This is a genomic window from Psychrobacter piechaudii, assembly GCF_900162825.1.
In the GTDB taxonomy this organism is placed as follows: domain Bacteria; phylum Pseudomonadota; class Gammaproteobacteria; order Pseudomonadales; family Moraxellaceae; genus Psychrobacter; species Psychrobacter piechaudii.
This window is the reverse complement of sequence record NZ_FUGE01000232.1, coordinates 1-525: the sequence shown is the minus strand read 5'-3', so window position 1 is coordinate 525 and position 525 is coordinate 1. Positions and strand designations below refer to the sequence as shown.

Annotated in this window: 2 protein-coding genes; both read left to right on the top strand. The window is 48.2% G+C overall.

The window, feature by feature from the left end; all coding sequences use genetic code 11:
- Window positions 1-340, top strand: a 340-nt coding sequence (tnpA, locus tag A1019T_RS11990; RefSeq protein WP_077451878.1) for an IS66 family insertion sequence element accessory protein TnpA, incomplete at its 5' end; no start/stop codon positions are given.
- On the top strand, window positions 337-525 hold a 189-nt coding region (tnpB, locus tag A1019T_RS11985; protein ID WP_143514142.1), incomplete at its 3' end, for an IS66 family insertion sequence element accessory protein TnpB. The genes tnpA and tnpB, both read left to right, overlap by 4 nt.

The following is a 525-nucleotide window of genomic DNA, read 5'->3' as shown; positions in this document are numbered from 1 at the left end:
AGCGCTTTTAGTAAAAGAAGCGACAGACTCAGGTCAATCAATTGCCAGTATCGCTCGAGAGCATGGCATCAACCAAAACCTTCTACATAACTGGAAACGTCAGTATCAGCGCACGCAGACTCAAGCTGACACATTACCTGGTACTATAAACAGTCCTCATGATCCAAACCCGCACTTTATCCCAATCCATCTTGCGCCTGAAGGTGCGCATCTAGGCTCAGCCTCCGTCATACAAAACATCAAACTGCAAATCACAGCTCGAGCATCTGGGACGATAAGCCTCAACATTGCCCAAATAGACACTCAAAGCTTGATTGACCTACTACGAGGGCTGCAATGATACCCATCACTCACATCTGGCTATCCACCATGCCCATGGACATGCGATGTGGTAGTGGCAAACTACTGGCCTACATCCTCACCGAGCACCAAAGCATTCGCCCTCACTGTGCCTACCTGTTTTACAACAAAGCAGGCACACGCCTAAAAGTATTCATTCATGATGGGCTTGGCGTATGGCTTTGT